Genomic DNA, 12,403 nt, shown 5'->3' on the forward strand with positions numbered 1-12,403 from the left:
TTTACTTGGTTTTACTATTGTTACTTGGTTTTTATTTTAATATTTTTTTTACGGTATCTTCATAAGTATGTAAGGTTGCTAACGCTTGTTCTCCTTTTTGAAGGTTAGATGATAATAACATTAACCCTTTACTTATTTGTTCGAATTGTTTTTTAGCTTGGTATCTTTTGTATTCTTGCTGACCAATAAATACACTAAATAATAAGACTACAGACGCGGCAACAGATAACCATTTTAAGTTTCTCTTTTTAGATTTCTTAGGTTCTAACTCAATGGTTTTGGTGTACGTTTCATCCTTGCTAGCAGCAAAATAATTAAACATGTATTCGTATTCTTGCAAATGTGGTGCAACATTCCCTCCTGTAAAATAGTTTCTTAGGGTTGTTTCTTCTTGCAAAGACGTTTCTGCGTTTTCGTATTTCTCTACTAATTTCTCTATGTTAGCTAACTCCATAGTTATGTTTTTTAATTAATTGTTCTCTTATTGTTTTTCTTGCTCTAGATAATGCCACTCGTACTGCAGTTGGTTTCATGTCTACCATTTTACAGATTTCATCAAAATCATATTGTTCAATATCTCTTAACTGAATAATAATTTTTTGTTGCTCAGGCAACGCTGCTATCAATTGGTGCACTTGGTTTACACTGTCTCGATGTTCTACTTGCTTATCTAAAGACGTATCTTTTTCTTTATAATTACTATGTATTAATGTTAAATTACTTGCCTGCTTACTTTTTAAACGATCATAACAATAATTTTTTGTCATGGTCATGGCAAACGCTTCAACATTCTTATAATCGGCAATCTTTGTTTTACTTTTCCACAATTTAAAGTACAGTTCTTGTGTAGCATCTTCAGCTTCTTCTGTAGAAACTAAAAGTCTTTTTGCTAAACGGAAGACTTTGTCTTTAAACGGTAAAACAACTTTTAAAAAGTCTGACTGGTTCATTTGGTTTGGTTGATTTTTCTTGTAACCTCTTTATGTTTGTTTCCAAATAATATCGAGTCTACATAATTAAGACGATACACAATATATTTTGTTACAACATATTTAAAAATAATACTATTTCTATTTATATTGCGTTGTATTCTATAAATATTAAATTCATGAAGATTCAATTATTCCCTAAAATAATATTCGTTTTTATCTTTTCTGTATTTCTTGTTAGTTGTGATAAGAGTGAGGATGGTATTCCTACTGATCTAGAAGTAGAAAATTTTGTTTGGAGAGGCTTAAATGCATTCTATTTATGGCAAAATGATATTCCAGATTTGTCAGACTTACGTTTTAGCAATCAAAATCAATTAAATGCTTATTTAGAAGGTTATTCATCACCAGAAAGCTTATTTGAAAATTTATTAAACAGACCAACAGATCGTTTTTCTTGGATTGTTGATGATTATGTGGCTTTAGAAAATTCTTTTGAAGGCATAAATTTAAGTACCGGAATGGAGTTTGGATTAAAACTTTATAGAGACAATTCTACAAATGTCTATGGATATGTAAGATACGTAATTCCTACTTCTGATGCAGATATTAAAGGAGTTACAAGAGGTGTGATTTTTAATACCGTTAACGGAACACAATTAACAGAGTCTAATTACTCTAGTTTACTTTTTAGCAGTACAACCCTTTTAGAAATTGGATTGGCAGACTATAATAATGGAATTCCAACCGCCAACGGAACTACCATTTCTTTAACAAAAGAACTCGTTACAGAATATCCTGTGGCTATTTCTAAAGTATTAAATGAAGGTGGTAAAAAAATTGGTTACTTGATGTATAATCAATTTTCTAGTTCTTTTGATGGTGAATTAAATGCTGCTTTTGGTACTTTTAAATCACAACTAGTAGATGAGTTAATAATAGATTTACGATATAATGGTGGTGGTTCTGTGAGAACAGCAACCTATTTAGGCGGAATGATTACCGGCTTATTTAATGGAGAAATATATTCTAAAGAAGTTTGGAATAGTAAAGTGCAAGCTGCATCAACAGACCCAACTCGTTTCTTAAACTATTTTACAGATGAAATAAACAATACAGATGTTAATGGAAACATTATTTTACAAGAACCTATAAATAACCTAGATCTTCCTACCGTTTATTTTATTGTTTCTGGTAGTACTGCTTCTGCTTCAGAATTGGTTATAAATGCTTTAAGACCTTATATAGATGTAAAACTTGTAGGTACAAAAACAGTAGGAAAACAAGTTGGCTCAGTGACTTTGTATGATTCTGAAAGTTTTACCAAAGAAGGAGCGGATTTTAACACATCGCACACGTATGCAATGCAACCAATTGTTTTAAAAATCTCTAATAAAGACGATCAAGATGAAATTGATGGCTTTACACCAGGAATAACATTACCAGGAATTGAATTAGCAGAAGATTATGGTGATTTAGGTGAATTAGGAGAATTATCAGATCCTCTATTAAGTGCAACAGTCAACTACATTACAACGGGAGCTAAAGGTATTTTTAAAACCAATAGTCAAGAGTATTCTGAAATTTTCAACTCTAAATTAGCTACACCAACAAGTAATAATATGTATGTAGATTTTAAGAAATAAATTTAGAATGAACAGAGGTTTATAGTATTTACAAATACAATTATTTTTGTTTTCTAGACTATAAGTTTCCTGCTATTATCATAATATTATTTGGATGTTTTTTAATTCCAATTAAAATAATAAAACCCAGTATATTTTTCCAAATTGGTTAAAATACTGGGTTTGTATTTTTTGTGTATTTGTGTTTTGTTTATGTTATTTTTAAATATAGCACGAGCGGGACGCTCTCGCTACAGGTTGATAATACTTAGTTTTTAGTTTAAAATAAGTACCATGGTTTTGCTGAAAACCAATTGTTTCCAACAGATAGATTCTATAAACAATTTCAATCAATAATAACTAGTCTTCAAGCTAGTACGAGTGTCTCGCTCGTGCCAACACAACAATCTAACTCTATTCTATTTCTAAAACAATTTCAAATACGCGATTCTACAGATAGTAAAATTCTAACTTAAACACTTCAAATAGATTATCAATTCTTAGTTGATTTACTTGGTTTTAACGAAGGCTTGTTACCAAGCGTATTTTTATTGTCTCTTCTTCTTTTATCAAGCGTACCATCTTGTTTTTTAGGCTTTAGTCCTGGTTTAATTGCTTTAAAGATTTTCTCACTATTTTTATTTAACTATTAGATATTAAAAATAATCAGTTGACATGATAATTTTTTACGGAAATCCACAAGTAACTTAAAAAATGTTATAATCCAATTCCACACACATTCCACTTCACTCCTATCCTAATTTGATAAAAATAATTGCTAAACATCAGAAATTATACTATTTAAATTTCATAAAATTTTAACGCTTTTAAAGACGTAACTATCCATTTATACACTATTTTTGCGCTCTTAAATTAATTATCAAGAATCTCAAAAAAAGGAGATAGCAACCTGCAATAACGAGCAAGGTGCTAAATAGATAAGCCAATTAATTGGAACCAATGTTAACTCATAATTCTACTTATAAGCAGCTATGTCCTTTTTAGAATGAAAAAAGTAACATGGAAAATTCAAACACAATTACCCCAAAATTTAGCGCATTAATTCCCTTATTCGTATTTGTATGTACGTTTTTAGGTGTTGGCATCTATCAAAATGATTTTTATGCATTACCTGCTCCTATTGCAGTAATAGCAGGTATTATTGTGGCTTTTTTAATGTTTAGACAATCTATCAACTCTAAAATTAAAACACTGTTACAAGGTTGTGGAGATGATAAAATATTAACCATGTGTTTAATCTATTTGCTAGCAGGTGCCTTTGCTACCATTACAAAATCTACAGGTAGTGTAGATGCTATTGTAAGTCTTGGGTTAGATTATATTAACATACAATATATTTACTTTGGTATTTTTATAATTGCTGGTTTTTTATCGGTTTCAACAGGTACTTCAGTTGGTGCCATTGTTGCATTAGCGCCAATTGTTATCGGTATTGCAGAAAAAAGTAGCGTAGATTTATCCATACTTTGTGGCGCATTATTAGGCGGTAGTATGTTTGGTGATAATCTATCTGTAATTTCTGATACTACCATTGCTGCCACACAATCTTTGGGCTGTAAAATGAGTGATAAATTTAAACAAAATATTAAAATTGCCATTCCCGCTGCATTATTTACCATTGCAATCTTAATTATTCAAGGTTTAGGATTAAAAGAGGTAGCAACTGAAACTGTAACGTATAATTATTCTGTACTAAAAATAGTACCATACTTATTGGTGATTACCTTATCTATAGTAGGTGTTAATGTATTTATAACTTTACTATTAGGTGTTCTTTCTGGCATCTTTTTAGGTTTAATCTATGGAGATTTCACACTTCTTGAATCGACTAAAATAGCCTATACAGGTTTTACAAGTATGACTGAAATTTTCTTATTATCCTTACTTACAGGTGGATTAGCTGCTTTGGTGAAAAAAAATGGTGGGATTGATTTTATACTGCTAAAAATTAAGACACTTATAAAAAGTAAAAAATCAGCTCAATTTGGCATTGCAACTTTAGTAAGTACCATTAACATGGCGATTGCTAATAATACGGTTTCTATAATAATTTCTGGTCCCATTGCAAAAACAATTAACGATGAGTACGGTTTAGACAATAAAAAAACAGCATCTATATTAGATATATTTGCCTGCATTACGCAAGGCCTTTTGCCTTATGGCGCACAGGTTTTAATGATCTTAAGTTTCTCTAACGGAAAAATAGATTACCTAGATTTAGTTTCTAATACCTGGTATTTGGCATTATTATTTATATATACCTTATTATTTATCAGCTTTAAACCACTAAGATTTGGTTCTAATTAAAAATAAAAACAGCATCTAAGTTATTTAGATGCTGTTTTATTTTTAATAGTATTTTAGGACGTAAATTCCTTATTTAAGGATCTTTTTAAATTATTTAGTAGCATTTGAATAATCTGTATATCCCTTTGTTCCTGTTGTGTAAAACGTATCTTGATCCCATGCTGCTAATTCTAAATTGTTTTCAAAACGCGCTACTAAATCAGGATTAGAGATAAATGGCTTTCCGTAAGCGATTAAATCGGCATCACCAGCTTCTAATACTTTGTTTCCTTTTTCTTGATCAAACGCTGTGTTAATAATTAACGTACCCTTGTATAAAGGTCTAAAGTGTTTTGCTATTTCTGTTACAGCAAAAGGAACTTTAGAAACATCTGTAAACGGTTCCGATAAATGTACGTAGGCTAAATTGTAATCGTTTAATTTTTTAATAATGTATTCGAACGTCGGAATGGTATCTTTATCCATGGTAATTCCGAATAAACCATCTAAAGACGGATTAAAACGCACTCCAATTTTTTCTTGCGGAATCACTTCTTTCATAGCGTCTAAAACTTCGAAGAAAAAACGAGCTCTATTTTCAATACTTCCACCATAAATATCTGTTCTTTTATTAGAGCTTCCGTTAAAGAATTGTTGAAACAAATATCCATTTGATGAATGAATTTCTACCCCATCAAAACCAGCTTTTACTGCATTTGCTGCTGCATTTTTAAAATCTTCTACAGTTTGTTTAATATCAGAAATCGTCATTTCCTTTGGAGTAACCGTGTCTTTGAAACCTTCTGGAGTAAATGATTTTGAATTAGGATTTAAGGCTGAAGCCGAAACTGGCAATTCGCCATTATGAAAATCCGGATGAGAAATACGACCAACATGCCAAAGTTGAATAAAGATTTTTCCGTCTTTATCGTGTACACGCTTGGTTACTTTTTTCCAACCTTCTACTTGCGCATCAGTATGAATTCCGGGAGTATTAATATGCCCAACAGCTTGTTTAGACACTTGAGAACCTTCTGTAATAATTAAACCAGCCGAAGCACGTTGCTCATAATACAAGCCTTGTAATTCGTCGGTTGCTACTTTACCTTCGTTATCTGCACGACTACGCGTCATTGGTGCCATAACGATTCTGTTCTTTAAATTTAAATTTTTATGATATGGAGTTAATAAGTGTTGTTTACTCATTTAATAATGTATTAATTGTTAATGAGTACAAATTTACAACTCTTCTTTATTCTTTTTTGGTTTACTACCTTTTTTAAGAATAGTTTTAACATTAACGATGAATTTTAAATTCGTTAAAAATATCTATAATACTAACCTAAAATCTCTAATTTGATAATGTAGCACACTCTATAGATAAAAATGTGCTGACTTATTTGGTATTACAACCTGAAAAAGAACAATAACTTAAGTTTTATATTTTTAATCCGTTTTTAACGCCATCAACTCCTTTTCAAGTTTTTCTGCTTTGACTTTAAATGATTCCATCGCTTTTTTAAGTTGACTTACTTTTTTAATGATATTTTCATCCTGAAGTGCTTCGTAAGAAATAACTCCGTTTGTTTCTTTTATTTTTGATTTGCCGCCACACGTTGGGCAATTTGCTACTTGACTCATAATCTCTTTATTTTTTTAAACTAATTAAAACTACTTTTCCTCCAAATTGAGGCTCTAATTGATACTTACTATTTTTACGAATTACATTTATAAAAGCTTTAGCTTCTACCATTTCTGCATTATCTACATAGATAAATGTGTTGGCATGAAATTTAGATTCAAGCATTTGAAATATAGATAAGTACAAATCTTTCCAGCCATCTAACAGTAATAAATCAATGGAATCATTATGATTTTTTAAGGTTTCCACAGCATCTCCAACTCTAACATCAATAAGGTCACTCACTCCTGCCCTTTTAAAGTTTTCAATTGCTTTATCCGCTTTCGAAGCAATTAATTCTGTGGTAATGATGCGTCCGCCTGTTTCAAGAACACCTTGTGCTAAAAAGAGTGTCGATATTCCGAAAGAAGTTCCGAATTCGACAATTCTTTTAAGTTTATTATCTGTAATTAATTTGATTAAACCCTGGCCTTGTTCTTTTGAAATTGACAGATATGCATCTTTAAAATCTAAAGGTTCCATTGATCTCAAAATGCTTTTTGCTGCGCCTTTTATCATTTTAAGCCGATCATATTTAGAATCTTTAAATAATTCTTCTAATGTAGCTTCTATTTTTTCTGTAACCATAACTATTAATTTTTATAAAAAGGAATACCTTTATTTTAAGTTGTTGGTATTCCTTTTACGATTCATCTTTGTTCATTATGAAGTCTGAATGGATGAAATAAAATTCATTAAAAAAAAGTTATTCAGCTATTTTTAAATGATCAATAATTCCACTCATAAATACTGTTTTCAAAGTTCTTTCTGGTTTGTTTTCGTACCCAACAATAACAGAACTATGCACTACCATTCTATTAAAATCAAAGACGATGGTTAAATAGTCTTTCTTATCTGTTTCATGCCAATTAACAACATAAATATTTTGATCTATTTTAGAAGAACGATAAGAAATATCTTCATTTCCGTTTCCTTTACCTGGCCCAACAACCCATTCATATTTTGCTTTTCCATTGTTAAACTCCATATGTATTGCTTTGCCATCTTGATACTGAAAGTTTAAAGAATATCCATCTAAAAGATGTTCTGCTTCTCCAAATTGAAATTTATTTTTCTCTGTTGTATGGTTTTGTGAAAAACCTAAACTGAAAGTAATAAGGCTAATAAGTGTGATTAATTTTAGTTTCATTTTTATCGATTTTAATGGTTAAATTTTCTATTATTATTTAATTTAGAGGTTGATGCAATTAGTACAATCACAACCAAAATTTTATTATTTGTTTAGCTTCTTGTCTAAATAAATCATAAAAAGAGGTGTGTTCACCAATAACTAGTTCCATCTTAATTATTCGTACTGCAAAGATGTAGTAACTCCTTAGAATTAAGATAATCAAAATGATGATAAAAATGGTAAAAGTGTAACCGAATGCTATTTTTGCTCTCTGAATTTAAGTGGGGTAAAAGTGGTGTTTTTTCTAAAAAAAAAACGAATCATATTGGCAGGTTCCTCAAAACCTGTTATATAGCTTATTTCGGAATGACAAATTGTATGCAATTTAAAAAGGCTTATTTTGTAATGACAAGTTGTAGGTTATCTAAAAAAGCTCTTTTGGAGTGAAGACTTGGTCTACTCTAGAAAGGATTATTTAGGAGAGATTAATTCTATGCTATCTAAAAAAACCTCGTAAGCTTTTAAACTTACAAGGTTTTAACAACTACTTTACTCTCTTTCTTAAATTGTTTGTTCTTTATCTTATGGTAATTGTATTACCACAGCCAGAATTTGCACTATACACTTTAGTACTAGTAGAGCTATATCTATGAGTGCCTCCATTATAAGTATGATTTTGTATGTAAGCATCCTGTTTGCACTCCCATTTTGCGGTACCACCTGCAGGCACTTCTACTCCTTTATTATGGCTACTACTACTTCCTACATAAATACTACTTCCGCTAGTATTTTTAAGTGTTACCACACTTGCATTTTGTGCTCCTTGGTAATTCGCTTCATTTAGTTTTTTTCTTCTTTCTAATTCTTGCCATTCTGGTGTTGCTTTCACAGAATCATTGTGTCTTTTAGCTTCTGCCCATGATGCGTCACTTGCAGCTTTTTCTTTTGCCAATTTATCTATAGTAAGTTTTGCAACGTTTTTATCAGATTGCTTTTGTTTTGCAGTTCTACCATCTTGTTTTGCTTTCATGACAACTAAATAATCTGTAATTATTTTATCTAAAATCCTTCTTTTTGAACTCTTTATATTCAGGTCCAAAAACGCCGACAGATCATAATGCTTCCTTTTTTAACGCTTTCATTTTTGCGAAAAAAGAGTTCTTCTTTTTAGTCTTTTTCTCCTTTTTCTCAGCATCAGCCTTTACAGGTGCAGTTCCTGCTTTTATATAGACAGCGTAAATACTTTTAAAAGTAGCAAATTTTGTTGAAACTCCTTCAAGAGCAAAAACATAATCATCAATAGATACATAGTAGCTATTAGAGCCCCAACCTTCTATTGTAACAACAGACTCATATGGATACCCAGAACACGTTATTTTTTCATCTGAAAGATCAATTGTCGTTTTAGTTTCTCCTTTTTTTGGACCTTCTTGTATAATCGTAGAAAATTTAGAATCTTCTCCTGTTGGTAAATATTCTTTTTTAAATTTAACCGAACTTCCTTTTTCTTCTGCCTTATAAGTTCCATCTCCCGCTTTTGACACCTTTAAATATAGGTTATAAGTCTCTGTTTCAGAAATGTTCTCAAAAAAGCTTTTTTGTGCTTGTGTTGCAGTTGTTATGAATAGTACAACTGCTAAAATTAAATGTTTCATTGGTTTTATTGTTTTGGTTTTCAAATTGATGTTTCTTTCTTTTTTACAACAGGTCAAAATTAGAACTAAACACGGTTTTACGTCATTCAAAAAATGACTATTTAAGTCAGAAATCAACCATTTGATTCAAAAAGCTACTATTTGGGTCAAAGCCTTTATACGTCCAAATAATTCCATAATTAAAGTATACATTTGAGTGTTACTTGGCTTAAAATGAAATGAAAAGCTACACTTAAATTGAATGTAAATACTAATTAATTAAAATTAAAAATGATGAAATTAAAAGGATTATTACTCGTATTATTTGTTTGTGCTTTAAATGCAAAGGCTCAAGATTATTTTCCTAAAAGTGATGTGTTTGACGGTAAATATTATTCATTAAATAAAATGGGCAATCCAGGGCAAGAAGTAAAAGAGGTCTTTCTTGCTGCTGGTTCCCCTGGTACCACAAAAATGATGACACTTAGCCTTACAGAAGGTGGCATGCCAGCCTATTTTGTGTTTGATGAAGCAATATCTAAAAAAGTAAAAAAAACGGTATTTCGTAACAGAATGTCAATGGTTTTTATGTACGATAACAATAGTTTAGTGATGGTTCGTGAAAAAAAGGAAAGAAACCAGACTGAAGGAGAAACCTTGGTAGATTTTTTTAGTAAAGACAAAGCCAAAGTAGCTGCTATGACAAAAGAAAAAGCAATGGAGTACGCTACTCAATATGCAGGTGAGTTTTAAAACCAGTAATAATGCGTTTTCATAAACTAATTATTTTAAACTTATAATTCCCCTTTGTTCATTTAGAATGAATAAAAAAGTTGTGCATATTAAATAATCATAATTTTAAGTTGCACAACTTTACTATAAATCGAAACATTTAAAGACAAGAATATCAATCGTATAAAATAGACTTTTACAAGCATTATGTAAACTATTACATTTCTTGAAAAGTTAATTTTTCAGTCCTTTTTAATTGTAAAAAAAAATAAGAATAAAAGGATTAATATGTAAATTTTGAAGTATGAATTAAGAAGGAATTTAATTCCTTTTAAAGAGGAAAGTAAATTGTGGGGAGAGCAGGATTCGAACCTGCGAAGACGTAGTCAACGGAGTTACAGTCCGTCCTCGTTGGCCGCTTGAGTATCTCCCCTTTATTTACTTTTTCCTACAAATCTGTTGTAAAAGTTAACCAAATAACATCAGATTTTGTTGTAAATAACTACCTTGTTTTCTTAAGGTGTGCGAATATACAAAGTTTTCATAAATGACCTAAAAAAATTTTGTTTTTTTTTCACTTTTATGCTTTAATTTAACCTTCAGAACTTGTTGCTTTGTTAGACTCGCAAACCTTTATAATAGTAACAATCTGAAAATAAAGTACTTCGGTTTTTTAGTGTTAATTACACCAAAATAGTAGTTCCTTTTGCCGTTTTAGTTGCATCTTCATCAAAGTAAAAATCAATACGTCCTAAATTTACACCATAAGCTCCTACTTGGTTGACCAAGGTGTTTTTTCCGTCTGCATTTTTTACAATAGTTGGTTTTGGTAAAAAAGTATGGGTATGGCCACCAATAATTAAGTCGATGTCTTTAGTAGCCTTTGCTAGGGTTAAATCTGAAACTTTATCTGGATTACTTTTATAGTAATATCCTAAATGCGATAAACAAATAATCAAATCGCATTGTTCTTCTTGTTTTAATTGACGGGTAATATCTTGTGTAATTTCAATAGGATTTAAATAACCGGTTTCTTTGTACATCTTCTTGCCTACTAGTCCCTCTAACTCAATACCCAAACCAAAAACACCTATTTTAAGTCCGTCTTTATGCAGTATTTTATAAGGTTTTACATGTGTATCTAACACCGTGTTTTTAAAATCGTAATTGGCAGAAACAAAATCGAACTTTGCATTTGGTAATTGTTTGTACAACCCTTCTATAGAATTGTCAAAATCATGATTACCAATAGTAGCAACATCATATTTAAGGATACTCATCAACTTAAACTCCAATTCCCCTCCAAAATAATTAAAATAAGGCGTTCCCTGAAAAATATCACCAGCATCTAATAATAAGGTGTTTTCATTTTCTTGACGTATATGTTCTATCAAGGTAGCTCGCCTTGCCACTCCTCCTCTATTCGGAAACCTGTTGTGGTTGGCTTTAAAAGGTTCTATATGACTATGCGTATCATTGGTGTGTAAAACAGTAATGTGTCTTTGCTTTTTAGTTGTAAAAGATGGTATTGTTAAACCACCCACTAATGCCATTGTAGATAATGCTCCTGTGCGTTTTATAAAACTTCTTCTTTTCATTATTTAATAGTTACACGGTTGTCAATTCCTGTTTTTAAAGTATCTACTTTTTTAAAATAATCGATGATAGCATCCCTCATTTTATAATCTAATTTCGTTAGTTTTACTGGTTTTTTAAAGAAATTCATTTTATCACCACCACCTTGTAAATAATCGGTTGTTAAAACATTATATGTTTTATTTTTATCGAATGCTTTTCCTTTAATTTTTAGAGTATAATCGGTATCAGTAATTGTTAAATTTATACTTTTAGATAAAGGATGTGCTTTTTTATTTTTAATAAAATAAGTAACCAATTCAGTTATTTTATCTCCTGTAAGGGTGGCAACTACAAATTCATTATCAAAAGGCATTAATTTAAAAGCATGCTCTTTGGTGATGTTTCCTGATGGAATTGTAGCTCGAATTCCACCATTATTAAACATAGAAAAATCGATACTTGTATTTGTTTCCTCTTTAAAAATAGGGTTTCCCATTTCCAAACACATGTCTGCTAATAGATTACCTAAAGTACTTTGCATAGCAATACTTTTTTTTGTAAGCGGTATTGATGTATATGTTAAAGCTTCTTGCATGTCGCCTGTAAGTTTTTCTTTATAAGGCGTTATCATGTTTTCTATTTTTACAGAAGGTGCAATTGTACTATCAATAACAATTGTTTTTGCTGTTATTTTATCTAGATGCTTCTCTGTTTTATTACAAGAAGATAGCAAAAGAAAAAAGATAATAAATTGATATAATTTCATTGAATACGTAATTTACAGT

At 30.5% G+C, this 12,403-nt stretch carries 13 protein-coding genes, 1 tRNA gene and 1 riboswitch; of the genes, 3 read left to right on the plus strand and 11 right to left on the minus strand.

The annotated features are described in order from the left end of the window. Positions 1-31: 31 nt before the first annotated feature. Both WG945_RS02590 and WG945_RS02595 read right to left on the minus strand, forming a co-directional pair. Positions 32-454 carry a hypothetical protein gene (locus WG945_RS02590; protein ID WP_068452844.1) on the minus strand — a complete coding sequence of 141 codons (423 nt, stop codon included), beginning with the start codon at positions 452-454 and terminating at the stop codon, positions 32-34. Then, entirely contained in the window at positions 441-950 is a 510-nt protein-coding gene (locus WG945_RS02595) for an RNA polymerase sigma factor (protein ID WP_068452847.1), read from the minus strand. Before WG945_RS02595 ends, WG945_RS02590 begins: the two co-directional genes overlap by 14 nt. A gap of 158 nt (positions 951-1,108) precedes the next feature. On the opposite strand from WG945_RS02595, the gene WG945_RS02600 reads away from it, so the two are divergent. Both WG945_RS02600 and WG945_RS02605 read left to right on the plus strand, forming a co-directional pair. After that, the gene (locus WG945_RS02600) at positions 1,109-2,575 is read left to right on the plus strand and encodes a S41 family peptidase (protein WP_068452850.1); all 1,467 of its coding nucleotides are present in this window, start codon (positions 1,109-1,111) and stop codon (positions 2,573-2,575) included. Between the two features lie 851 nt (positions 2,576-3,426). Then, positions 3,427-3,525: riboswitch (SAM-I-IV-variant riboswitch) on the plus strand. A 49-nt stretch (positions 3,526-3,574) separates the two neighbouring features. Continuing rightward, positions 3,575-4,882: a Na+/H+ antiporter NhaC family protein gene (locus tag WG945_RS02605; protein ID WP_068452853.1), complete on the plus strand. Its 1,308-nt coding sequence runs from the start codon at positions 3,575-3,577 to the stop codon at positions 4,880-4,882. A gap of 90 nt (positions 4,883-4,972) precedes the next feature. Here WG945_RS02605 and WG945_RS02610 read toward each other — a convergent pair whose 3' ends face one another. The 6 genes from WG945_RS02610 to WG945_RS02635 all read right to left on the minus strand — a co-directional run bounded on the left by WG945_RS02610 (position 4,973) and on the right by WG945_RS02635 (position 9,329). Then, on the minus strand, positions 4,973-6,067 hold the full coding sequence (locus tag WG945_RS02610; RefSeq protein ID WP_068452861.1) for an alkene reductase: 1,095 nt from the start codon (positions 6,065-6,067) through the stop codon (positions 4,973-4,975). A gap of 240 nt (positions 6,068-6,307) precedes the next feature. Then, complete coding sequence (locus tag WG945_RS02615) at positions 6,308-6,502, minus strand: hypothetical protein (protein WP_068452864.1); 195 nt, start codon at positions 6,500-6,502, stop codon at positions 6,308-6,310. A gap of 7 nt (positions 6,503-6,509) precedes the next feature. Then, positions 6,510-7,130 carry an O-methyltransferase gene (locus tag WG945_RS02620; protein ID WP_068452866.1) on the minus strand — a complete coding sequence of 207 codons (621 nt, stop codon included), beginning with the start codon at positions 7,128-7,130 and terminating at the stop codon, positions 6,510-6,512. Positions 7,131-7,248: 118 nt separating this feature from the next. Continuing rightward, positions 7,249-7,692, minus strand: coding sequence for a MoaF-related domain-containing protein (locus tag WG945_RS02625; protein ID WP_068452869.1), 444 nt, complete (start codon positions 7,690-7,692; stop codon positions 7,249-7,251). A 559-nt stretch (positions 7,693-8,251) separates the two neighbouring features. Next, positions 8,252-8,704, minus strand: a complete 453-nt coding sequence (locus WG945_RS02630; RefSeq protein WP_068452872.1) for a hypothetical protein — start codon at positions 8,702-8,704, stop codon at positions 8,252-8,254. Between the two features lie 82 nt (positions 8,705-8,786). Continuing rightward, complete coding sequence (locus WG945_RS02635; RefSeq protein ID WP_157603731.1) at positions 8,787-9,329, minus strand: hypothetical protein; 543 nt, start codon at positions 9,327-9,329, stop codon at positions 8,787-8,789. A gap of 270 nt (positions 9,330-9,599) precedes the next feature. Between WG945_RS02635 and WG945_RS02640 the strand changes: the two genes are divergently transcribed. After that, positions 9,600-10,061, plus strand: a complete 462-nt coding sequence (locus WG945_RS02640; RefSeq protein ID WP_157603732.1) for a hypothetical protein — start codon at positions 9,600-9,602, stop codon at positions 10,059-10,061. Positions 10,062-10,391: 330 nt separating this feature from the next. Here WG945_RS02640 and WG945_RS02645 read toward each other — a convergent pair. From WG945_RS02645 to WG945_RS02655, 3 genes are all read right to left on the minus strand, one after another. Continuing rightward, a tRNA-Tyr gene (locus WG945_RS02645) sits at positions 10,392-10,473 on the minus strand. A gap of 250 nt (positions 10,474-10,723) precedes the next feature. Beyond that, on the minus strand, positions 10,724-11,638 hold the full coding sequence (locus WG945_RS02650; protein ID WP_068452879.1) for a bifunctional metallophosphatase/5'-nucleotidase: 915 nt from the start codon (positions 11,636-11,638) through the stop codon (positions 10,724-10,726). Beyond that, positions 11,638-12,384, minus strand: coding sequence for a 5'-nucleotidase C-terminal domain-containing protein (locus tag WG945_RS02655; protein ID WP_068452882.1), 747 nt, complete (start codon positions 12,382-12,384; stop codon positions 11,638-11,640). Before WG945_RS02655 ends, WG945_RS02650 begins: the two co-directional genes overlap by 1 nt. Positions 12,385-12,403: the final 19 nt, after the last annotated feature.

This window comes from Polaribacter atrinae (genome assembly GCF_038023995.1).
Classification (GTDB): domain Bacteria; phylum Bacteroidota; class Bacteroidia; order Flavobacteriales; family Flavobacteriaceae; genus Polaribacter; species Polaribacter atrinae.

Excerpts from the sequence above, each read along its gene's own strand:
- WG945_RS02590 (WP_068452844.1), bottom strand. The coding sequence starts at position 454 with ATGGAGTTAGCTAACATAGAGAAATTAGTAGAGAAATACGAAAACGCA.
- WG945_RS02595 (WP_068452847.1), bottom strand. The coding sequence starts at position 950 with ATGAACCAGTCAGACTTTTTAAAAGTTGTTTTACCGTTTAAAGACAAA.
- WG945_RS02600 (WP_068452850.1), top strand. The coding sequence starts at position 1,109 with ATGAAGATTCAATTATTCCCTAAAATAATATTCGTTTTTATCTTTTCT.
- WG945_RS02605 (WP_068452853.1), top strand. The coding sequence starts at position 3,575 with ATGGAAAATTCAAACACAATTACCCCAAAATTTAGCGCATTAATTCCC.
- WG945_RS02610 (WP_068452861.1), bottom strand. The coding sequence starts at position 6,067 with ATGAGTAAACAACACTTATTAACTCCATATCATAAAAATTTAAATTTA.
- WG945_RS02615 (WP_068452864.1), bottom strand. The coding sequence starts at position 6,502 with ATGAGTCAAGTAGCAAATTGCCCAACGTGTGGCGGCAAATCAAAAATA.
- WG945_RS02620 (WP_068452866.1), bottom strand. The coding sequence starts at position 7,130 with ATGGTTACAGAAAAAATAGAAGCTACATTAGAAGAATTATTTAAAGAT.
- WG945_RS02625 (WP_068452869.1), bottom strand. The coding sequence starts at position 7,692 with ATGAAACTAAAATTAATCACACTTATTAGCCTTATTACTTTCAGTTTA.
- WG945_RS02630 (WP_068452872.1), bottom strand. The coding sequence starts at position 8,704 with ATGAAAGCAAAACAAGATGGTAGAACTGCAAAACAAAAGCAATCTGAT.
- WG945_RS02635 (WP_157603731.1), bottom strand. The coding sequence starts at position 9,329 with ATGAAACATTTAATTTTAGCAGTTGTACTATTCATAACAACTGCAACA.
- WG945_RS02640 (WP_157603732.1), top strand. The coding sequence starts at position 9,600 with ATGATGAAATTAAAAGGATTATTACTCGTATTATTTGTTTGTGCTTTA.
- WG945_RS02650 (WP_068452879.1), bottom strand. The coding sequence starts at position 11,638 with ATGAAAAGAAGAAGTTTTATAAAACGCACAGGAGCATTATCTACAATG.
- WG945_RS02655 (WP_068452882.1), bottom strand. The coding sequence starts at position 12,384 with ATGAAATTATATCAATTTATTATCTTTTTTCTTTTGCTATCTTCTTGT.